The sequence below is a fragment of the Variovorax sp. J22G73 genome, assembly GCF_030317035.1.
Lineage (GTDB): Bacteria > Pseudomonadota > Gammaproteobacteria > Burkholderiales > Burkholderiaceae_C > Variovorax.
Genome location: NZ_JASZYK010000001.1, coordinates 1433366 through 1452930, shown reverse-complemented (window position 1 = coordinate 1452930; position 19565 = coordinate 1433366). Strand labels below are relative to the sequence as shown.

Below are 19565 nucleotides of genomic sequence, written 5' to 3'. Positions count from 1 at the left end.
AGGGTGATCGGACTATTGCGCGATGGATGAAATATAAGGCGCGGGCTGTGACGTTAAACAGGGTTCATGCCCCTACTCTGTTTCCAATCCGCTAACAATCGGATGGTCACTAGGGAAATGCCCTTGCTGTGTAAGAATCCGCCTCCCCCGGTGTGGGCCGGGTACCCCAGAACAGGCATTCGATGGATCAAATCCAGGCCATGCGGATCTTTGTCCGCGTCGTGGAGGCCGGCACTTTCACCCGGGCGGCAGACTCTCTCGCCCTGCCCAAGGGCACGGTCACCAAGCAGATCCAGGCGCTGGAATCGCGCCTGCGCGTGAAGCTGCTCAACCGCACCACGCGGCGCGTCACGGTCACGCCCGACGGCGCGGCCTACTACGAGCGCGCGGCGCGCCTGCTGAACGACTTCGACGACATGGAAGCCAGCATGACCAATGCGCAGGCCAACCCCACGGGGCGGCTGCGCATCGACATCGGCACCTCGGTGGCCAGGCTCATCATCCTGCCCCACCTGGCCAGCTTCTGCGACCGCTACCCCGACATCCAGGTCGACCTGGGCGTGAGCGACCGCACGGTCGACCTCATCAGCGACAACGTCGACTGCGTGATCCGCGCCGGCGAGCTCAACGACCAGTCGCTGGTGGCGCGGCGCATCGGCACCCTGCACTTCGTGACCGTGGCCTCGCCCGCGTACATCAAGCGCTACGGCATGCCGCAGCACCCGAACGACATCGAGAAGCGCCACGTGGTGGTGAGCTACTTTTCGGGCACCACGCGGCGCGTGTACCCGCACGAGTTCAAGAAGGGCGACGAGCACATCGAGCTGAACGGGCACTACCGCGTGTCGGTCAACGAGAGCAACGCGCACATCACGGCGGTGCTGGGCGGCTTCGGCATTTCGCAGTGCATCACCTTCATGGCCGAGCCGCTGCTGGAAAGCGGCGAACTGGTCGAGGTGCTGCCCGACTGGGAGCGCGACCCGCTGCCCATCCACGTGGTGTACCCGCCCAACCGCCACCTGAGCGCCAAGGTGCGGGCCTTCGTGGACTGGGCCGCCGAGCTGTTCGCCAAGAACCCGCGGCTGCAGCGGCGCTGAAGGCCCAGGGTGTCGAAAAGGGGGCGATGAAGCAAATATTTCATCGCCGCCCCCTAAACTTTCGCCCGCCGGTGCCGCTATTGATAGAGAGCCAGACCCGAGAGCGCACCGCCCCGCAATCTCCGGCACGAACGCGCGTGCCGCGGCTTCGCTGAAGACCGCGCACGCAAGAAACTACCTTCCCGCAAACCCATGGAAAACCAGTCGAACGGCCAGGCCGAAGCGCCCGCCCAGACGCACACCCCGCCGGACGAGACCGTCACAGAGAGCGCCAATGAGAGCGCCCACGAAGGCGCCAAGGAGCGCATCGACGAAGGCGCCCACGAATTCGGCCGCCGGAACCCGCTGGAAATCGGCGCGCGGCTGCGCGGCCTGGTCAACGGCAGCGACTTCCTCACCGTGCAGTACGCCGGCGGCCAGCTCGTCACGCAGCTGCTCGACGTGGACGTGCGCGCGCGCACCTTCACCTTCGACTGGGGCTCGTCGCCCGAACAGAACCAGGGACTGCTGGCGGCCACGCGCTGCCAGTTCAGCGCCCAGCCCGAGGGCGTGCGCGTCGAGTTCGCCACCGCCACCCCGCGCGAGACCCGCTTCGAAGGGCTGCCCGCCTTCGAGGTCGACTTTCCCGAGGTGCTGTTCTACCTGCAGCGCCGGGAGTATTTCCGCGTCGACACGCCGCTCGACTCCTTCACCTGCACCGGCCGCTGGCCCAAGGGCGACGCCTTTCGCTTTGAAGTGAACGACCTGTCGCTCGGCGGCGTCGGCATGCGCACCATGGACGAGCGCGTGCTGCACCTGTCGATCGGTACCTTCCTGCGCAACTGCGAGCTGTCGCTGGGCACGATGGGCAAGCTGTCGATCGACCTGGAACTGGTGTCGCGGCGCCACACCACGCTGCCGAACGGCAAGCTGCGCTACCAGCTCGGCTTTCGCTTCATGGCGCTGCCGGGCAGCGTGGAAGGCCGGCTGCAGAAGCTGATCACGCAGCTTGAAATGAAGCGCAACGCGCTGGTGCGCTGAAGCGCTCGTGCGTTTACGCGCTGACACGCTCGTGCGCTGACGCGCTTCGAAAGCTGCTCGCTGCGCCCGGTCAGAACACCGGCTCGCAACGCACCTCGGTCTTCACCGAATTCGCGATGAAGCATTCTTCATGCGCCCGGTGGTGCATGTGCGCTACCTGCTCCCGCGTCGGCAGGTTCTCGCCCGAAAACCTCACCTCGGGCCGTAGCGTGACCACCGTCATCGCCAGCTTGCCCTCGGCGTTCTTTTCCATCACGCCGCTGGCCGCGTCGAAATAGCGGTCGACCACGAACTTGCGCTTCACCGCCATCGTGAGGAACCACAGCATGTGGCAGTTCGACAGCGAGGCGACGAACATCTCTTCGGGGTCCACGGCCGAGGCGTCGGACATGGGCAGCGGCACCACATGCGGCGACGACGAGCCCGGCACCTCGGCGCCGCCGTCGAAGCGCAACGAATGCCGGCGGCTGTAGGTGTTGGCCAGAAAGTCCTGATCGCCCCGTTCCCAGAGGATTTCCGCGGTGTAGTGAGCCATGTGCGTGCCTCGCTAGAAGGTGTCAAAAGGGTGTCAAAGGTAGATGAAGTAGCGGTACTTGGTCAGGCTGCCCTGGCTGGGCAGCGTGAGAAAGCTCTCGGCCAGCACGCCGCCGTTGGCCTCGATCACCTTCCGCGAGGCGATGTTGCCGGGGCTGGTCGTGACCTCGACGCGGCTCAGGCCTTCGCCGGCCGCCAGCGTCAGCATGGCATTGAGCGCGCGCGTGGCGTAGCCCTTGCGCTGCTTCCAGGGCACGACGCTGTAGCCGATGTGGCCCAGGCAGTACGCCGGCAGCGCGATCGTGCCGGGCTGCCAGCGCAGGTCGATGCTGCCGCAGAACTCGCCGTCCCACATCCAGCACTTGTAGCCCGGCAGCCGCGGCACCTGGGTGCCGTCGGGCATGGTGACGGGCGCGCCCCGGGCCTCGCGGTCGACCAGGCTCGCCAGGAACAGCGCGGCATCGGCCTCGATGGCGGCGCGATCCTCGGGGCCCGATTCGGGCCGCGATTCGTCGCGCGCCCAGCCCCGGTTCAATGCCGACACGTAGCTGGGCAGATAAGGCCTGGCCGGCCACACGAGCTCCATGGGTCGCGGGTCGGTGACGGGACGGGAACGGTACAGCGGCATGCGGTTTCGCTCCTTCAGGCGCCCATGAGCTTCACGACGAGCGGCACCAGCAGCGCGGTCGCGATGCCGTTCAGCCCCATGGCCAGCGCCGAGAACGCGCCCGCCGTCTCGTTCACCTGGATGGCGCGCGCCGTGCCGATGCCGTGCGCCGCCATGCCGACCGCGAAGCCGCGCACCGCGGGCTCCTTGATGCGCAGCAGGTTCAGCAGCCCGGTGGCCATGATCGCGCCCGAAATGCCGGCCACCGCCGCCGCCACGGCCGCGAGAGAAGGCAGCCCGCCGATCTTCTCGGCCACGCCCATGGCGATGGGCATGGTGGCCGACTTGGGCGCGAGCGACATCATCAGCTCGTGCGAGCCGCCCAGCACCCACGCGATGCCGATGGCCGACACGATGGCCGCCACCGAGCCCACCAGCAGCGCCACGCCAATGGGCAGCCACAGCCGCCGCAGGCGCCCGACCTGCCCGTACAGCGGCACCGCCAGCGCCACCGTGGCCGGCCCGATGAGGAAGTGCACGAACTTCGCGCCCTCGAAGTAGGTGGCGTACGGCGTGCGCGTGAGCAGCAGCACGCCCACGATGACCACCACCGAGATCAGCACAGGGTTGACCACCGGGTTGCGCCCGCTGCGCGTGTGCAGCCACAGCGCGCCCAGGTAGGCCAGCAGCGTGAGCGACAGCCACAGCAGCGGCGACTGCGCAAGAAACACCCAGATGTCGGCAAGCCTGGCGGGCGCGGTCATTCGGCGTTCTTTCCGGTGACGCGGATCATCCAGCGGAAGGTGAGCGCGGTCACGGTCATGGTGAAGGCCGCGCCGACGATGCCCGCCGCCAGGAAAGGCAGCCACTCGCGCCCCACCCGCTCGAAATGCAGCATGACCCCGGCCACCGCCGGGATGAACAGCAGCATCAGGTTGCGCAGCAGGTGGCCCGAAGTGTCGGCGAGCGCCTGCGGCACGCTGCGGCGCACCAGCAGCCCGGCGAACAGCAGCACCATGCCGATCAGCGGACCGGGAATGGGCAGCCCCAGCCACTGCACCAGCAGTTCGCCGGCAAGCTGGCAGAGAAAGAGCGTGGTGATGGCATAGAGCATGGTCTGTCTCCCTGTGCGGAATGGTGGGCGGAATGGTGTGCGGTCAATGGTCGGCGCGAGCGGCCGCGCGTGTCCATCCCTCTTTCAAGGCGCGCTGGCTCGCGGGCGGCAGCACGCCCAGGCGCACATGGCCCGGCAACCCGAAGGAGGCGCAGTCGCGCAGCTTGATGCCGTCGGCGCGCAAGGCGGCGGCCAGTTCGGGGTACGGGCGCTCTGTGCGTGCGCAGAAAAAGTTGGCGTCACTGGGCAGGCAGTGCCAGCCGAGCGATTCGCAGAGGGCACGTTGCTGCGACTTCCATTCGCCCAAGGTCTGCAGGCTCTGCGCGAGCCAGCGCCGGGCTTCGTCGCCGACCCAGGTGTGGAGCAAGGCCACGCCGTGCGTGCCCAGCGGCCATGAAGGAGCGAGGCGTTCGATGCGCTGCAGCAGGTCGCCCTCCGCCGCCGCCTGCACGGGCGCGATGGCGTAGGCGGCGCGGATGCCGGTCAGGCCCATGGCCTTGTTGGGGGTCCACATCTGCCAGACGCGGTCGCGTTGGGCGGCATCGAGCGACGGGCTTCCTTCCAGGCGCAGCGGCTCGTACGCGAGATCGAGCACGCAGACGCCGCTCTCGCTCGCGGCCTGTTGCGGCAAGTCGGCCTGCGGCTGGCCCAGCGGGCTCGATGGTTCGCAGCACCAGCGCAGCGCGGCTCCCTCCGGTGCCTGCGGCGCGCGCAGCACCTGCAGGCCCCAGGCCCGCGCCGCGCGTTCGTAGTCGCCGTAGCTGTGCGCCGGCAGCCAGGCGGTGCGGCCGCCCTGCTGCATCACGGCGGCGCTGATGCGGTGGATGAATTCGCTGGCGCTCGCCGCGACGACGATGCGCTCGACGGCCACGCCATGGAAGTCCGCGAGCCTCGCGCGCAAGGCCGTGTAGTGCGGGTCGGGGTAGTGCGCGGCGTCGGCCTGCCGCAGCGCGTCCACCGCGACCGGACAAGGCCCGACCGCATTGCCGTTGGTCGAGAAATCGTGCGGTGCCGCGCCAGATGCGTCGGGCCCGCCGTGCATCGCCGTGCTCATGCCCAGCGCCATCCCGTGGTCGCCACGATGAGCAGCGACGCGCCCACGCCCAGCGCCAACGCCGCCCGCTCGCCAAGCTGCGCGGTGCGCTGCATGTCGGCGGCCGAAGGCGCGCGCCCCTCGGCGTTCAGCGCGTACACGCCCGGCTTGGCCAGCCGCACGCCGAGCAGCAGCGCCATCGCCGCCATCGGCCAGCCGCTGTTGGGCGACGGCGTGCGGCGCGCCTCGCCAGACAGCCCCGCGGCTCCGGTGGGCCAGCGCCATGCCGCCAGCGCCAGCAGCACGACGGTGATGCGCGCCGGCACCCACGAGAGCACGTCGTCCGCGCGCGCGGCCCATTTGCCCAGCCAGGTCCAGTCGCGGCCGTTGCGCTCGCCGCGGTAGCCCCACATGGCGTCGGCCGTGTTGGCGAAGCGATAGAGCGCCGCGCCCGGCAGCCCGAACAGCACGAACCAGAACACCGGCGCCACCAGCGAGTCGTTGAGGTTTTCCGCGAGCGATTCGATGGCGCTTTCGCGCACCTCGCGCTCGCTGAGCGAAGACACGTCGCGACTCACCAGCCGCGCGAGCTGCTTGCGCCCGGCATCAAGCGACACGGCCAGCGCGGCCTCGACTGCCAGCACCTCGTCGCGCAGCATGCGCCAGGCGAACAGCGGCTTGAGCAGCAGGCCCAGCAGCAGCGCCACGGCCCACGGCGCGAGCCATTGCACGACCAGCGTCTGCAAGGCCATCGCCACGCCCCAGGCGCAGGCCGCGCCCACGCACCAGGTCAGCGCGCCGATGAAGAACATCGGCAGGTCGACAGGCCGGGCCGCGTGCATGCGCGGCGCCACGCGCGAACCGATCGCGCCGAGGTAGTTGCCCATCCACACGACCGGGTGCAGCGCCGCGGGCGGCTCGCCCAGCCAGCGGTCGACGGCCAGCGCGGTCCACAGCGCGGCGGCCACGGCAAGGGCGTATTCAAGATTCGGGTGGAGCATGGGAGCCGCCATTCTCGCGAATCAGGCGGCCTCCCTGCCCCGGCGCCACTGCACCAGCGCGCCGAATGCGACGAGCAATGCGGCACCGAATGCGACCCACAGCCGCAGCACGACGGTCTCGGGCTGCGGGGCCGGTGCGGCGGCGGGCGTGGGTTCGAGCTTGAGGCCGCTGACCGGCTGGGTGTTTGCCGGCGCGGGCTCAGGCGCGGGCGTTTCAGCCGGTGCGGGTGCAGCAGAAGATTCAGGAGCAGGTACGAACGAAGGCGCCGCAGCAACCACCGGCTCAACCACGCGCCGCGGCTGCGCCTGCACAGGCGCTGTCGCTGTAGCCGGTGCCAGTTCAGCCTGCACAAACCGCTGCACACCCGCATTGCGCTCACGCAGCCCGCTCGCACGCGCGGCCTGCGCATAGGCCTGCGCCAGCTCGCGCCGCGTGTCGGCATCGGGCTTCCAGTAGTTCAGCCGCACCGCGTCGAGCATGCGCTCCAGCGTCTGCGCGAAGGCGGCGCGGTTGTCGCCTTCGAGCCATTCGCGCGTGCCCAGCTTGTATCGATCTCGCACGTACACGTCGTGCAGCGACTGCCACTGGTCTTGCCGCACCGCGGCCGGCGCCGTCACCTGCCAGCCCCAGAGGAACTGCGCGGTCTTCAGCACCTGCAGCGTGCCGCTGTACCCCTCGGCCTTCTGCGCGGCGATCCATTGCGGGTGCAGGTAGCGCGTCTGCATCTCGCGCGCGATGGCGCCGGCGGCGGTGTCGGTGCGCACGGCGCCGCCGTCGCGCAGGTTCTGCACGTAAAGCGCCGGGTCCTTGCCGGTGAGCTGTCGCACCGCCTGCGCGATGCCGCCCAGGTACTGGAACGGGTCGTCGTTGGTCAGCACGCCGTACAGGTTGGAGCTGCGCGCCATCAGCGCCGCATCGACCTGCGCCAGGTTGCCCGCGTACGCGCCGGGCCGCGCCGCGCCGTCGAGGCCCTTGCCGTAGGCGTGGCCCATGCGGTCCATGTAGAGCTGCGCCATCTGCGCGTCTCCGCCGCCGCGCTGCTGGCCCTTCCACATGTCGGTGGCCAGCGCGGCCTCTTCGAGCCCGGCGCCGTAGCTGCCCTGCTCGTTGGAGAACACGCGCGCCGTCGACCAGCGCTGCGCCTCCTGCGCGGAGGCGCCTTGCGCGCGCAGCCTGGCGGCCAGGGCCTCGCTGTGCTGCGCGACCGCATTGACCGCATTGACCACATTGACCGGATCACCGGACCCAGTGGATTCGTGAAGGGCCGCCACCTGCTGCACCGCCTCGTCGAGCCAGCGCATCACGTTCGGGAACTGATCGCGGTACGAGCCGGTGACGCTGACCAGCACGTCGATGCGCGGCCGCTTCAGCACCGCCGCCGGAATCACCTCGATGCCCGCCATGCGCCCGCCTTCGTCCCAGCGCGGCTTCACGCCCAGCGTGTAGAAGGCCTGGCTCTCGAGCACGCCCTGGTGGCGCGAGGCCTCGCCGGCCCAGAGCGTGAACGCGATCTTTTCGGGCGCCTTGCCGCCATGGCTTCTGGCGTGGTCGGCGAGCCAGGCGTCCATCGCGGCCACGCCGGTGTCCCATGCCGCGCGCGTCGGCACGCGGCTGGGGTCGAAGCCGTACAGGTTGCGCCCGGTCGGCAGGCTGTCGGGGTTGCGCACCGGGTCGCCGCCATAGCTGGACTTCAGGTAGCGCCCGTCGAGCGCGGTCAGCAGGCCCTCGATTTCCTCGTTGTGCGCGAGCACCTCGTCCAGCTTGCGGGCGCGCTCGGCCAGCACCTTCAGGCTCTGCCTGTCGTCAGCGGTCTTGCCCATGTCGCTGGCGGCCTGCGCATCGGTGAGCGCCAGTTCGATCCAGCGCGCGGGCCGCGAGCGGGCCACGTTGTTCGCATCGACCAAAAACACCTCGTCGATGTCTTCGCCCAGCGCCTCGGCCAGCGGCTTGCCCAGGATCTGCAGGACCGTCATGCGCCTGCGCTCGGCGCTCGGCGCCTGCCCGAAGGTCGCCAGGCCCAGCGGTTGCGCGGTCTGCGCGAGTTCGTCCAGGTACGGGTGCAGCACGGCGATGAAGCCTGCGAAGTCGGCGCGGATGCGCGCGGGCGTCCACTTCAGGTCGCGGTCGAAATGCTGCGCGGCGAAGTCGGCCGCCAGCTGCCGCTCCATCGCGGCCTTCACCGGCCCGGGCGACAGCGTTTCCCAGTCGTGCATGCGCTCGTGCATCCGCTGAACGCCGGGGCGAAAGCCGGCGGGCGCGAACATCGGTGTCGAGTGGCTCACCATGGTCGCGCGGCCGCGTCGCTTGGCGGTGGTCGCCTCGCCCAGGTTGTCCATGATGTACGGGTACACGTTGGGCAGGTCGCCCAGCGCGAGCAAGGGGTCGTCCTGCACCGACAGCCCGCGCTCCTTGCCGGCGGACCACTCCACGGTGCCGTGCGTGCCCACGTGCACCACCGCGGCGGCGCCGAACTGCGTGCGCAGCCACAGGTAGGTCGCTAGGTAGCTGTGGCTCAGCGGAATGGCCGAGCGGTGGTACACCTGCGCGGCCTTGTCGGCCACCTGTGTGCCGGGCTCGAAGCGCGGCGGCTGGCGCAGCACCACCACGTTGCCGTAGCGCACCCGCGGAATCACGAAGGCCCGCTGGCCCGCGACGTCTCGCAGCAGCGTCGATTGCTCGGGCGGGCCCCAGTAGCCTTCGATGCGGCGTTGCGTTTCAGCCGGCAGCGCGCGGAACCACGCGAGGTAGCGCGCGAGCGGCAGCGCGTCGGCCAGGTTGCCGTCGAGCAAGGGCTGCAAGGCATCGCCCTGCCCGGTCGGGTAGTAGGCCTTCATCGTCGCCTGCACCTGCGCGATGAGCGCGTCGGTGCCCGGCAACTCGGTGCGGTAGCCGGCCGACTGCATCGCCGCCAGCATGTTGTTCACGCTGCGCGGCACGTTCAGAAAGGACGCGCCGAAGTTCGCCTCCCCCGGCGGGTAGTTGTAGACCAGCATCGCCACGCGGCGCTCGGCCGGCGGCGTGCGCTGCAGCCGCAGCAAGGCAGCGGCCTTGTCGGCCACCGCGTCGATCTGCGCGGGCAGCGGCGCCAGCGTGCCGGCGGCGGCATCGCGCGCGCTGACCAGCATCGGGTCGGTCATGCCGGCCAGCTCGCTCGGGCTGTAGTACGCGGCGATGTCGGTCTGCGAGAGGCCGTCCTTGCTCTGCGCCCATTGCGCCGCGTCCATGGCCAGCGAAGGCAGCGTCTGCAGCACCGGCACGCCGATGCGTTCCAGCTCGACCTTGCGTTCGTTCGGGCTGAAGACCAGCGCGGCATTGACGATGGCATCGGCCACGCGCCGCTCGCCGGCATGCGTCATGCGAAAGAACAGGTCTTTCTGCTGGCGCGGGCCGTAGAAAGCGTAGGCGCGCAGGCCGCGCTGCTCGAGCGAGGCGATGAGCGTGTCGAGCCAGCCGGTGTCGTCGCCGGTGACGGTGGCGCTGTTGATGGCGATGGCGATCGTGCCTTTGTCGTTTCCATTGCCATTTCCCTTTCGATTGCCATCCCCTGCACCGGGCAGCCTGTCGATGGCGGTGATGTCGGTCTCTATGCGCGGCCAGCCCGGGTGATACAGGCCCGCCAAGGGCAGCGGAACAGCCGCCGGCAAGCCCGCGAGCTGGCCGGGTTGCGACAGCGCCTTCATCGCCGCCCCCAGGTTGGCCGCCCCGGAAAAGCGCCAGTACTCGCGCAGCCGTTGCGCCCACGCGGGATCGACGCCGCGCTCCGACGCCAGCGGTGGCGCGGCAGACGCCTGGCCCTTCGCCACCAACGCGAATTCGCCGACCAGCACATACGGCGTGGCGCTGCGCGACACCGTGTCGCCGAAGCGCGCCGCGGCGGCCTGCGCCACGCTGATGTGCGGCGCGTCGACGACCAGCAGCCGCGCGCCGTCGAGCGCTGCGGCCAGCGCATCCGGCGAATCCGTGGTGGCCGACACCACCTGGAGCGGCACGCCAGCTTCTCGCGCAGCAGCCTGCAGTCGCACCACGCGTGCCGGCGACACCAGCGAGGTGCTCAGCACCACGACGCGAGACGGCGCCTGTTGCGCGTGCGTCGGTGCGAGCAGCCCCAGCGCCGCGCACGACGCCCACAGCAGCCAAAGGAAAAGCCGCGTCACTTCCCGCCCTGCGCGGGCGGGATTCCCGCAGGCACCGCATCCGCCGGCACATACACCATCGTGCCGTCCTTCAGCCGCCACGCGGTGCCGGCCTTCTCGCCGTCGCCCTGCCCCGTCGCGCCGCTGGCCTTGAAGCGCGTGATCTTCCGGCCCTCGCGCGTGATGATCTCCATGTTCGGCTGCCCCTCGTTGCGGATGACCGTCACCTTGTCCTGCGCGAACGGGTTCATCGGGTTGTTGATGACCGCGATCATCAGCATGCCGATGACGACCATGAACACGTCGATCAGGTTGATGGTGGAGAGCACCGGGTCGTCGTCGTCGCTGTCCAGGCTGCTCAATATCGAGAACTGCCTGCGGCTCATTGGTGCACCCTTGGCGCTGCGCGCCTTCCCGCCAAGCGGGAGCGAGCTTGCTTGGGGCGGCCCGGCGCAGCGCTCATGAGAGGCGATCCCGCGCGTCCAGCACCGTCACCAGTTCACGCATGAGCCAGCGGCGCCGCACGGTGTAGACCACGAAGGTGATCGAGGCCGACGCCAGCGCCACGATCACGCTGGCGAACGCCGGTGCCAGGCTCTGCGCCACGCCTTGCGATTCGCCCGAGGCCACGGCCACCAGCGCGGGGCCCATCGGGATCATGGTGGCGATCAGCCCCAGCATCGGCGCCACGCGGCTGCACAGGCGCACGCCTTCGAGCTGCTTGAGCACCACCAGCTCCATCTGCTCCTGGCTGGCGCCCGCGTGGCGCTGCAGCACCAGCGCGCGCAGCGGGTCGCGGCGGCGCTGCAGGTATTCGATGCCGAAGGCGCCCAGGCAGTACACGGCATACACGAAGGACAGCAGCACGCCCAGCGTCACGGGCCAGAGGAACAGCCGCGCGAGCTCGAAGAGAACGGTGTCGAAAGCGAGCATCAGGTCGGCTCCATGGGAATGGAAGAAGGGGAAGACGAAGAAGAAGAAAGAGGCGAAGCGTCGAACAGGTCCGAAGCCCGCCCCCAGCCTTCGTCGAACACCAGCGACGACAGCGGCGCGCGGCGCGCCCAGCGTTCGCGCTGCAGCATGGGTTCTTCGTAGAACGCGTCCACCGGCCCCAGGCACAGCAAGGCGATGGGCTCGGCGCCTTCGGGCAGGCCGAGCAGCACCGACACCTCGGCCGGGTCGAACAGCGACACCCACCCCATGCCCAGCCCCTCGGCGCGCGCCGCGAGCCACAGGTTCTGGATGGCGCAGGAGGCGGAGGCCAGGTCCATCTGCGGCAGCGTGCGTCGGCCGAACACGTGTTTTTCGCGTCCGTCGGCCAGCGACACCGCCAGCAGCTCGGCCGCGTCGAGCAGGCCCTGCACCTTCAGGCGCATGAACTCGTCTTCGCGCTCGCCGAGGGCGCGGGCCGTGAGCACGCGCTCGTGCTCGACCACGCGGTGCAGTTGCTCGCGCAGCGCCTGGCCGCGAATGCGAATGAAGCGCCAGGGCTGCATGAAGCCGACGCTGGGCGCGTGGTGCGCCGCACCGAGCAGCCGTCGCAGCACCTCGGGCGCGACCTGCCCGCCCGCGAAGTGGCGCATGTCGCGCCGCTCGTGGATGGCGCGGTAGACCGCGCTGGCGTCGCTCGCCTCGAACGCGTGCGCCATGCCGTTCAGTCTTCGATGCCGCGCTGCGCGGGAATGCCGGCCTTGAACGCGTGCTTGACCAGCGTCATTTCGGTGACGGTGTCGGCCAGCTCGATGAGCTCGGGCGGGCAGCGGCGCCCGGTGAGCACCACGTGCACGTGCTTGGGGCGGGCGCGCAATGTTTCGAGCACGCCGTCGAGCGGCAGCCAGCCGTAGATCAGCGGGTAGGTGATCTCGTCGAGCACCACCAGGAAGAACTCGCCGGACATGATCGTCGCCTTGGCCTTTTCCCAGCCGTCGCGCGCCAGTTGGCCGGAGCGTTCGAGGTCCTGGCTCTTCCAGCTGAAACCGTCGCCCAGCCCTTCGATGGGAATGCCGATCTGCTCGAACATGCGATGTTCGCCAAACCGTGCGCTCGGCACTTTCATGAACTGGTAGATCTTCACGGCCTTGCCGCGGCCGTGGGCCCGCAGCGCGAGGCCGAAGGCGGCGGTGCTCTTGCCCTTCCCGTCGCCGGTGTTGACGATGACGATGCCCCGGCGTTCGCCTTCGGGCTTTTTGTACGGCTTTTCGCTGGGAGGGGTTTCTATTTGCATGCTGCTTCCAATTTCAGTGTTCTGTGTTCGGCGGTTTGTTGGGGACGCTGCTGCTGTTCGGGACGGGTGCACTCTTGGTGAACCGCGATCAACGACCGCTGCGCACAACGATCGCGCCCTGAACAGCCAACGCCAAACGCAAAGGCAGTCATCGCGGCAACGCAATCCACTGGTCCGCCACCCGATGCACCCGGATGCGGTGGTCGAACACCTGCTCCAGCGCCGTGTGGGTCGCAGGGTCGCTGCAACCGCCGTGGTGCACGACACGGCCGTGGTTCATCACGACCAGTTCGTCGGCCGCCAGCGCCATCGGCAACTCGTGCAGCACGCTGACCACCGTCTTGCCTTGGGCGACGAGCGCGCGGGCGGTCTGCATCCAGTCGGCCTGGTGCGGCGGGTCGAGGTTGGCGAGCGGCTCGTCCATCAGCAGCAGCTCGGCCTCGACCGCGAGGGCTCGCGCCAGCAACACGCGTTGACGCTCGCCACCCGACAGCTGGCCCAGCGGGCGGTCGCGCCAGTCCCAGGCCTGGGTGCTGCGCAGGGCGCGTTCCACCGCCTCGCGGTCGGCCACGCTGGGGGCGGCCAGCCAGCGCTGGTGCGGCAGCCGGCCGAGCATGGCGACGTCGTAGACCATCAGGTCGTCCGCGCTGCCCTCGCCCGTGCCGCTCTGGCCCAGCCACGACAGGCGTTGGGCACGCACACGCGCCGGCACCTTGCCCTGCATCTCGCCGAAGAGCAACACCTCGCCACGGTGCGCCAGCAGGCCCGCCATCGCTTTCAGCAAGGTCGACTTGCCCGCGCCGTTGGGCCCGACGATGCTGGTCCATCGACCTGCGGACAGCCGCAGGTCGATGTGGTGCAGCACCTCGGTCGCGCCCAGCGTGGCGCTCACGCCGCGGGCTTCGAGCGCGGGGGTGGTGCTGGTGCCGTTCAGGGTGTTCGGGTTCATGCAACGCCGCTCCGCGCGCCGCGCCGGTGCATCAGCCACAGCAGGTAGCTGCCGCCGAGCACCGCGGTCAGCACGCCCACCGGCAGCTCCTGCGGCGCGATGAGCCAGCGCGCCAGCAGGTCGGCGGCCATCAGCAGCAGCCCGCCCATGAGCGCCGACAAAAGAATCAGGCGCGCATGCGTGGTCTTCACGACCGAGCGCACCAGGTGCGGCGCGGCCAGGCCGACGAAGGCGATCAGGCCGGTCTGCGCCACCGCGGCGCCGGTGGCCAGCGCCAGCACCACGACCAGCGCCGCGCGCATCGCGCCCAGCGGCAGGCCCAGGCTGCGCGCGGTGGCCTCGCCCAGCGCCAGGCCGTCGAGCACCGGCGCCAGCGCCCAGGCCAGCAGCAGGCACACGGCGCCGACCATGGCCATCACCGCGCAGGCGCTCCAGCCGACCAGGCCGGTGCTGCCGAGCACGAAGCCCTGCAGCGCCTGCAGGATGTCCGCCGAGGCGATGGTGATCAGGTCTTTGGCGGCGCCCAGCACCACGCCGACGATCACCCCGGCCAGCAACAGGCGCAGCGTCTGCTGCACGCCGCGCGCGAGCATCAGCGTGAGCATCACCGCCAGCACCGCACCGACAAAGGCCGCGCCCGTGAGCCCGAGCCGCATCACCCACTGCGCGCTGGCGGCCGAGCCGCCGAACATCAGCAGCGCCACCGCCACGCCCAGCGAGGCGCCCGACGCGCTGCCCAGCAGGTAAGGGTCGGCCAGCGGGTTGCGGAACAGGCCCTGCGCCACCGCGCCCGCCAGGCCCAGCAGCGCGCCGGCCAGCCACGCGCCCAGCGTGCGCGGCAGGCGGATGTCCCACACGATCTGCAGCGCCACCGGGTCGTGCCGCGCCGACAGCAGGCTTTCGAAACCCGTGCTGCCGATGCCCAGGCCCAGCAGCATCAGCGCGGCGCCCAGCACCAGCAGGCCGGCGCCCAGCAGCACCACGCGTTGCAGGTGGGCCGTGTGCCTGGCCGCCGCGTTCACCGCGGGCCCTTCGCGCCCTGCTCGGCGATGCACTGCGCCATCAGCCGCGCGGCCTCGTCCATGCGCGGGCCGGGGCGCACGAGCACGTCGGACTGCTCGGCGCTGAAGCGGCAGATGCGCCCCTCGCGCACCGCGCGAATGCCGGCCCAGCCGGGGCGCTGCTCCAGCCCCTGCGCGCTGCGCACGCTGACCATGATGAGGTCGGGGTTGGCGCGCACCACGTACTCGGGGTTGAGCTTGGGGAACGGGCCGAGCGCGGCCGGCACGATGTTCTTCACGCCCAGGCGCGCCAGCGTCTCGCCGATGAACGACGACTCGCCCGCCGCGTAAGGTGCGTTGTTCACCTCGAAGTACACGCGCAGGCCCCTGGCACTCGCGGGCAGCGACTGCGCGGCGGCCGACACGCTGGCGTCGATCACCCGCCACACCCTGGGCGCGTCGTGCGTGCCCAGCACCTGGTCGAGCTTGTCGAGCACGCGCCGCACGTCGGCGTGGTTCTTCGGCTCGAGCACCAGCACCTTCATGCCCAGCGCCTCCAGCCGCTGCGTGACGCGCGACGACTTGGCCAGCAGCACCGCGTCGGGCTTCAGCGCGACGATGGCCTCCACGTTGGGGTCGAGCCCGCCGCCGACCTGCGGCAGCGCCTTCACCTGCTCGGGAGAATTCGAATAGCGGTCGATGCCCACCAGCCGGTTGCAGGCGCCCAGCGCGCACACCGATTCGGTGAGCGACGGCAGCAGCGTGACGATGCGTTGCGGCGGCTGCGGCAGGCTGACCGTCACGCCGCGCTCGTCGACCACGTCGAGCGCATGCGCGGCCAGGGCGGACAGTGCCAGGCCCAGGGCGGCCAGCGTCGTGCGTGTCTTCTTCATGCTCATGTCGGTGCGGCGGGCGCTTTCAGGGTCAGGGGCAGGCCTGCGGCCATCAGCGTCACGCGGTCGCACACGGCGGCCACTTCCTGGTTCAGGCGGCCGAGCGCGTCGACGAAGGCGCGCGTTTCGCGGCCCAGCGGGATCACGCCCAGCCCGATTTCGTTGCCCACCAGCACCACCGGGCCGCGCGCCTCGCGCAGCGCCACCAGCAGCATGGCGATGTGCGCCGCGGGCGTGCGCGTGGCGGGCCGTGCAGCCTCGCTGGGCATGGGCATCATCAGGTTGGTGAGCCACAGCGTGAGGCAGTCGACCACCACCAGCGTCTCGGCCGTGCTCTGGGTGACGATGGCGCGCGCAAGCTCGATGGGCTCCTCGATGGTGCGCATGCCCGGCAGGCGCTCGGCGCGGTCGGCCTGGTGGCGCACGATGCGCTCGAGCATCTCGTCGTCGTAGGCCTGGGCGGTGGCGATCATCACGGCGCGGTGGCGCGGCGCGGCGGCGAGCCAGTCGAGCGCGCGCTGCTCGCCGCGGCGCGACTTGCCGCTCTTCTGGCCGCCCAGGATGAACTCGTGCGTGGCGGTCTTCGGCTTATTCGACAGAGGCATGGCGCTCCAACTCGATGGGCATGGCGCTGAACAGGCGCGCGGTCGCTTCCGGGCTGGACGCGAACCACGCATGAAAGTAGCTGGCGCGCACGGGCCCGTGCACGTACAGCGCCTCGCCGCCGCGTGCGCCCACGGCCTGGGTCAGGCCGGGCCGCGCGGTGTGGGCGACGGGCGCCAGCGGCGTGTCGCACAGCGAATAGTGGAAGGTGTGGCCGCGCAGCGTGTGCGCGCCCAGCGTGAGCTGCTGCGGGCCGAGGCCGGCGAGCCGCTTCTGCATGGTGACCTTGCCGGGCAGCAGGCCCCACATGCGGTGCGCACGCGCGCCATTCGGCGTGGCGAGCTCGTCGAACAGCGCCATCATGCCGCCGCACTCGGCCCACACCGGCTTGCCGGCCGCGGCATGCGCGGCGAGCGCCTCGCGCAGCGGCACGCAGGCCGACAGCGCCTCGGCGTGCAGCTCGGGGTAGCCGCCGGGCAGCCACACGGCATCGCAGGCGGGCAAGCCGTCGCCCGCAAGCGGGGAGAAAAAGGAAAGCCGCGCGCCCAGCGACACCAGCACGTCGAGGTTGGCGGGGTAGATGAAGGAGAAGGCCGCATCGCGCGCGATGGCGATGGTGCGGCCGGCGAGCAAGGGCGGCACGGCGTGCGCCCCTTCGTTCTCAGGTTGGGGCTCAGGTGCCCCGAAGCTCGCCTGCGGAAGCTGCGATGTCCGCAGCCGGCCGAGCGGCGTGTCGGCCAGCACGTCGGCCACGGCATCGAGCCGCGCCATTGCATCGCCGAGCTCGGTCGCCAGCACCAGCCCCAGGTGGCGCTCGGGCAGCGTGAAGCCCGCGTCGCGCGGCAACGCACCCATCCATTGCGCGGGCTCGCGCAGCGCGTCTTTCAGCATGCCCGCGTGCCGCTCGCTGGCGACACGGTTGGCCAGCACGCCGGCCCACGGCAGGCCGGGGCGAAAGTTCTGCAGGCCATAGGCCAGCGCGCCGAAGGTGCCGGCCATGGCGTGCGCGTCGATCACGGCCAGCACCGGCAGGCCGAAGCGCTCGGCCAGGTCGGCCGCGCTGGGCGTGCCGTCGAACAGGCCCATCACGCCCTCGACGATCAGCAGGTCGCACTCGGCCGCGGCGGCGCGCAGGCGTGCGCGGCAGTCGGCCTCGCCGGTCATCCAGAGGTCCAGCGAATGCACCGGCGCGCCGGTGGCCAGCGCCAGCCAGTGCGGGTCCAGGAAATCGGGCCCGCACTTGAAGGCGCGCACGCGGCGGCCCTGGCGGGCGTGCAGCCGCGCGAGCGCGGCGGCAACGGTGGTCTTGCCCTGCCCCGAGGCAGGGGCGGCCACCAGCACCGCGGCGCAGGTGAGCGCCGCGGCACCGGAGATGCCGTGGGTTTGCGAAGCTTGGTTTACTGAGGCGTCCACTTGAGGCCGACGTACGCGGTGCGGCCTGCATTGGCGTACAGCCGCGCGTACTGGTAGTCCTTGTTGCCCACATTGTCGACGCGCGCCACCAGGTTCAGGTCGCGCGTGATCTTGGTGCTGGCCGACAGGTTCAGCAGCGTGTAGCCGCCCAGCTTCACGGTGTTGGCCGTGTCGTCGTAGCGCTGGCTCGACGCCTGCACCTCGGCGCCCAGCGTCCAGCCCGCCACGCGCCAGTCGGCGCCCACGGTGCCGTGGCGCTTGGCGCGGCGCGCGAGCAGGTTGCCGGTGGACACGTCCTTCGGGTCCTGGATGTCGAACGAGGCGCGCAGCGTGACGTCGCCCAGGCGCTGGCTGGCCGACAGCGTGGCGCCCTGCAGCGTGGCGCGGCTCACGTTGGTGTAGCAGCCGAACGCCGAGGCGCAGCCCTTGGCGGTGCCCACGAAGTTGATCAGGTCGCGCACGCGGTTGCGGTACACCACGATGCCGGCGGTGGTGTCGGCCTGGGCGTAGTTCAGGCCCAGCTCCACGTTCTGGCTGCGTTCGGGGCGCAGCGTGCCCACGCCGTATTCGCTGAAGCGCTGGTACAGCGTCGGCACGCGAAACGCCGTGCCGGCCGAGGCGCTGAAACGCAGCGCCGGGGTGATGGCGTAGCCGTACGCGGCGCTGCCGGTGGTCTTGCCGCCGAACTCGCTGTCCTTGTCGTGGCGCGCATGCAGCTGCAGCGAATGCGGACCCTGCACGAAGCCGTAGCCCAGCGAGAGCGCGTCCTGTGCGCGGTCGCGCGAGAGCAGCTTCGACGAGGTGGTGGGCGCGTTTTCGAGCGCGTCTTCGCGGCGCTCGAAAGTGGCCGTCACCAGGTGCGGGCCGAAGCGGAACTCGTTCTGGAACAGGTAGCCGCGCAGGTTGGTCTGCGTGCGATAGAACGAAGGCTGCGTCTTGTAGACCGACTGCGAGTCGGTCACCTGCACGCGGGTGCTGTAGACCTCGTTCCACTTCGACGACCAGGTCAGCCCGGCGGTGCGCAGCGTGTTGTTGGAGATGTCGTTGGCGAACAGGATGGGGAGCCGGGTCCGGTACGACACGCTGGCGTCGTAGCCCGCGCTGATGTCGCTTGCGAGCAGCGTGGCGTCAAGGCGCTGGTCGGGCGTGAGCTGGAAGCCCAGCTTCAGGTTGCCCGAGGTGCTGTGGTAGCCGTCGCGGTCGGGGCTGGTGAAGCCGTCCTTGCTGACGGTGCGCTTGTCCACGGGCTGCACGTTGAAGCCCTTGCTCTCTTCGTGCTCGACGCCGAACGAGTAGTCGAGCAGGCCCGACTTGCCGCTCACGCCGCCTTCGATCTTGCGCAGCCCCTTGCTGCCGAAGCCGATGCCCGCGTAGGGGCGCACGCCCTCTTCGCCGCGCCGGGTGAACAGCTGGATCACGCCGCCGATGGCGTCCGAGCCGTACACCGCGGCGGCCGGGCCGCGCAGCACTTCGATGCGGTCGATCTGCGACAGCGGAATACCTTCCCAGCCGGCGCCGCCGGTCGATTGCGAGTCGATGCGCACGCCGTCGAGGTACACGGCGGTGAAGCGCGTTTCCGCACCTCGGATGAACAGGCTGGTGGTGTTGCCCACGCCGCCGTTGCGCGTGATCTCGATGCCGGGCACGCGCGCGAGCACGTCGGCAACGCCGGTGGCGCCGCTGCGCTCGATGGTCTGGCGGTCGATGACCGACACGTCGCCCACCAGTTCGGACAGCGCCTGCGGCGTGCGGTTGGCCGTGACCACCGTTTCGCTCAGGGCCGCGGCCTCCTGGGCATGGGCCGGGCCGCCGAAGGCGGAAGCCAGCGCCACCACCATCGGCAAAGGCAGGCAGGCGAAGCGAACACGGCGCGCGGGTGCGCGGCCGCTGGAAAAGCAAGCGTGGGAAATCATTGAATGGACCGAACGAACGTCTATACCCC

19 protein-coding genes are annotated in these 19565 nt (G+C 70.4%); 2 read left to right on the top strand and 17 right to left on the bottom strand.

The features are described from left to right. Positions 1–182: 182 nt before the first annotated feature. Both QTI51_RS06835 and QTI51_RS06830 read left to right on the top strand, forming a co-directional pair. Positions 183–1097 (top strand): LysR family transcriptional regulator, encoded by a 915-nt coding sequence (locus tag QTI51_RS06835; protein WP_116908877.1) that lies wholly within the window; start codon positions 183–185, stop codon positions 1095–1097. A gap of 192 nt (positions 1098–1289) precedes the next feature. Beyond that, positions 1290–2117 carry a flagellar brake protein gene (locus QTI51_RS06830; RefSeq protein ID WP_116908876.1) on the top strand — a complete coding sequence of 276 codons (828 nt, stop codon included), beginning with the start codon at positions 1290–1292 and terminating at the stop codon, positions 2115–2117. A 70-nt stretch (positions 2118–2187) separates the two neighbouring features. Here the strand turns inward: QTI51_RS06830 and QTI51_RS06825 are convergent, their stop codons facing one another. The 17 genes from QTI51_RS06825 to QTI51_RS06745 form a co-directional block, all read right to left on the bottom strand. Continuing rightward, on the bottom strand, positions 2188–2652 hold the full coding sequence (locus tag QTI51_RS06825) for an OsmC family protein (protein WP_116908875.1): 465 nt from the start codon (positions 2650–2652) through the stop codon (positions 2188–2190). 33 nt (positions 2653–2685) lie between these two features. Further along, positions 2686–3279 (bottom strand): GNAT family N-acetyltransferase, encoded by a 594-nt coding sequence (locus QTI51_RS06820; RefSeq protein WP_286512274.1) that lies wholly within the window; start codon positions 3277–3279, stop codon positions 2686–2688. Positions 3280–3293: 14 nt separating this feature from the next. Continuing rightward, positions 3294–4022, bottom strand: coding sequence for an LrgB family protein (locus QTI51_RS06815; RefSeq protein WP_116908873.1), 729 nt, complete (start codon positions 4020–4022; stop codon positions 3294–3296). Next, positions 4019–4372 (bottom strand): CidA/LrgA family protein, encoded by a 354-nt coding sequence (locus QTI51_RS06810; RefSeq protein WP_116908872.1) that lies wholly within the window; start codon positions 4370–4372, stop codon positions 4019–4021. Before QTI51_RS06810 ends, QTI51_RS06815 begins: the two co-directional genes overlap by 4 nt. Positions 4373–4415: 43 nt before the next feature. Then, positions 4416–5426 carry an aminotransferase class I/II-fold pyridoxal phosphate-dependent enzyme gene (locus tag QTI51_RS06805; RefSeq protein ID WP_116909100.1) on the bottom strand — a complete coding sequence of 337 codons (1011 nt, stop codon included), beginning with the start codon at positions 5424–5426 and terminating at the stop codon, positions 4416–4418. After that, a complete protein-coding gene (cbiB, locus tag QTI51_RS06800; RefSeq protein WP_165840301.1) occupies positions 5423–6406 on the bottom strand; it encodes an adenosylcobinamide-phosphate synthase CbiB in 984 nt (327 codons plus the stop codon). Before cbiB ends, QTI51_RS06805 begins: the two co-directional genes overlap by 4 nt. Positions 6407–6427: 21 nt before the next feature. Then, complete coding sequence (gene cobN, locus QTI51_RS06795; protein WP_286512281.1) at positions 6428–10561, bottom strand: cobaltochelatase subunit CobN; 4134 nt, start codon at positions 10559–10561, stop codon at positions 6428–6430. Beyond that, positions 10558–10926 carry a DUF2149 domain-containing protein gene (locus QTI51_RS06790; protein WP_116908870.1) on the bottom strand — a complete coding sequence of 123 codons (369 nt, stop codon included), beginning with the start codon at positions 10924–10926 and terminating at the stop codon, positions 10558–10560. The genes cobN and QTI51_RS06790 overlap by 4 nt, the downstream gene beginning before the upstream one ends. A 73-nt stretch (positions 10927–10999) precedes the next feature. After that, a complete protein-coding gene (locus QTI51_RS06785; RefSeq protein WP_116908869.1) occupies positions 11000–11473 on the bottom strand; it encodes a MotA/TolQ/ExbB proton channel family protein in 474 nt (157 codons plus the stop codon). Further along, on the bottom strand, positions 11473–12189 hold the full coding sequence (bluB, locus tag QTI51_RS06780; RefSeq protein WP_116908868.1) for a 5,6-dimethylbenzimidazole synthase: 717 nt from the start codon (positions 12187–12189) through the stop codon (positions 11473–11475). The genes QTI51_RS06785 and bluB overlap by 1 nt, the downstream gene beginning before the upstream one ends. 5 nt (positions 12190–12194) lie before the next feature. Further along, complete coding sequence (cobO, locus tag QTI51_RS06775; protein ID WP_116908867.1) at positions 12195–12764, bottom strand: cob(I)yrinic acid a,c-diamide adenosyltransferase; 570 nt, start codon at positions 12762–12764, stop codon at positions 12195–12197. Positions 12765–12912: 148 nt separating this feature from the next. After that, the gene (locus tag QTI51_RS06770; protein WP_116908866.1) at positions 12913–13713 is read right to left on the bottom strand and encodes an ABC transporter ATP-binding protein; all 801 of its coding nucleotides are present in this window, start codon (positions 13711–13713) and stop codon (positions 12913–12915) included. Beyond that, the gene (locus tag QTI51_RS06765) at positions 13710–14735 is read right to left on the bottom strand and encodes a FecCD family ABC transporter permease (RefSeq protein WP_116908865.1); all 1026 of its coding nucleotides are present in this window, start codon (positions 14733–14735) and stop codon (positions 13710–13712) included. Before QTI51_RS06765 ends, QTI51_RS06770 begins: the two co-directional genes overlap by 4 nt. Next, a complete protein-coding gene (locus QTI51_RS06760; protein WP_116908864.1) occupies positions 14732–15613 on the bottom strand; it encodes a helical backbone metal receptor in 882 nt (293 codons plus the stop codon). Before QTI51_RS06760 ends, QTI51_RS06765 begins: the two co-directional genes overlap by 4 nt. Further along, on the bottom strand, positions 15610–16212 hold the full coding sequence (locus QTI51_RS06755) for a bifunctional adenosylcobinamide kinase/adenosylcobinamide-phosphate guanylyltransferase (RefSeq protein ID WP_286512286.1): 603 nt from the start codon (positions 16210–16212) through the stop codon (positions 15610–15612). Before QTI51_RS06755 ends, QTI51_RS06760 begins: the two co-directional genes overlap by 4 nt. Beyond that, positions 16196–17623, bottom strand: a complete 1428-nt coding sequence (locus QTI51_RS06750) for a cobyrinic acid a,c-diamide synthase CobB (RefSeq protein WP_116908862.1) — start codon at positions 17621–17623, stop codon at positions 16196–16198. The genes QTI51_RS06755 and QTI51_RS06750 overlap by 17 nt, the downstream gene beginning before the upstream one ends. Then, on the bottom strand, positions 17608–19536 hold the full coding sequence (locus QTI51_RS06745; protein WP_116908861.1) for a TonB-dependent receptor domain-containing protein: 1929 nt from the start codon (positions 19534–19536) through the stop codon (positions 17608–17610). The genes QTI51_RS06750 and QTI51_RS06745 overlap by 16 nt, the downstream gene beginning before the upstream one ends. Between the last annotated feature and the right edge of the window lie 29 nt (positions 19537–19565).

Excerpts from the sequence above, each read along its gene's own strand:
- QTI51_RS06835 (WP_116908877.1), top strand. The coding sequence starts at position 183 with ATGGATCAAATCCAGGCCATGCGGATCTTTGTCCGCGTCGTGGAGGCC.
- QTI51_RS06830 (WP_116908876.1), top strand. The coding sequence starts at position 1,290 with ATGGAAAACCAGTCGAACGGCCAGGCCGAAGCGCCCGCCCAGACGCAC.
- QTI51_RS06825 (WP_116908875.1), bottom strand. The coding sequence starts at position 2,652 with ATGGCTCACTACACCGCGGAAATCCTCTGGGAACGGGGCGATCAGGAC.
- QTI51_RS06820 (WP_286512274.1), bottom strand. The coding sequence starts at position 3,279 with ATGCCGCTGTACCGTTCCCGTCCCGTCACCGACCCGCGACCCATGGAG.
- QTI51_RS06815 (WP_116908873.1), bottom strand. The coding sequence starts at position 4,022 with ATGACCGCGCCCGCCAGGCTTGCCGACATCTGGGTGTTTCTTGCGCAG.
- QTI51_RS06810 (WP_116908872.1), bottom strand. The coding sequence starts at position 4,372 with ATGCTCTATGCCATCACCACGCTCTTTCTCTGCCAGCTTGCCGGCGAA.
- QTI51_RS06805 (WP_116909100.1), bottom strand. The coding sequence starts at position 5,426 with ATGAGCACGGCGATGCACGGCGGGCCCGACGCATCTGGCGCGGCACCG.
- cbiB (WP_165840301.1), bottom strand. The coding sequence starts at position 6,406 with ATGCTCCACCCGAATCTTGAATACGCCCTTGCCGTGGCCGCCGCGCTG.
- QTI51_RS06790 (WP_116908870.1), bottom strand. The coding sequence starts at position 10,926 with ATGAGCCGCAGGCAGTTCTCGATATTGAGCAGCCTGGACAGCGACGAC.
- QTI51_RS06785 (WP_116908869.1), bottom strand. The coding sequence starts at position 11,473 with ATGCTCGCTTTCGACACCGTTCTCTTCGAGCTCGCGCGGCTGTTCCTC.
- bluB (WP_116908868.1), bottom strand. The coding sequence starts at position 12,189 with ATGGCGCACGCGTTCGAGGCGAGCGACGCCAGCGCGGTCTACCGCGCC.
- cobO (WP_116908867.1), bottom strand. The coding sequence starts at position 12,764 with ATGCAAATAGAAACCCCTCCCAGCGAAAAGCCGTACAAAAAGCCCGAA.
- QTI51_RS06770 (WP_116908866.1), bottom strand. The coding sequence starts at position 13,713 with ATGAACCCGAACACCCTGAACGGCACCAGCACCACCCCCGCGCTCGAA.
- QTI51_RS06760 (WP_116908864.1), bottom strand. The coding sequence starts at position 15,613 with ATGAGCATGAAGAAGACACGCACGACGCTGGCCGCCCTGGGCCTGGCA.
- QTI51_RS06755 (WP_286512286.1), bottom strand. The coding sequence starts at position 16,212 with ATGCCTCTGTCGAATAAGCCGAAGACCGCCACGCACGAGTTCATCCTG.
- QTI51_RS06745 (WP_116908861.1), bottom strand. The coding sequence starts at position 19,536 with ATGATTTCCCACGCTTGCTTTTCCAGCGGCCGCGCACCCGCGCGCCGT.